Source organism: Proteus myxofaciens ATCC 19692 (genome assembly GCF_001654855.1).
Taxonomy (GTDB): Bacteria; Pseudomonadota; Gammaproteobacteria; order Enterobacterales; family Enterobacteriaceae; genus Proteus; species Proteus myxofaciens.
Genome location: NZ_LXEN01000258.1, coordinates 1 through 221, shown reverse-complemented (window position 1 = coordinate 221; position 221 = coordinate 1). Strand labels below are relative to the sequence as shown.

At 26.7% G+C, this 221-nt stretch carries 1 pseudogene; it reads left to right on the top strand.

Annotated elements, in window-relative coordinates:
• Positions 1–116, top strand: a pseudogene (locus M983_RS17975) (aldo/keto reductase); the annotation flags it as partial.
• Positions 117–221 lie beyond the last annotated feature (105 nt).

Here is a 221-nt window from a genome sequence, read left to right as displayed (position 1 = left end):
AAGAAAACTTTAATATCTTCGATTTCAAATTAGAAAAAGAAGAAGTCGCTGAAATTACTAAATTGGATGAGAAAAAACGTCTAGGCCCTGATCCTGATACTTTTGTTGCACCATAGTTGTTTCATCATAATCTTAAAAGCCAATATTGATATAATATTGGCTTTTTTATTGTTCTGTTTTTTGATGTGTTTTTTAATCAAAATCAATTTTCATTTTTCTTT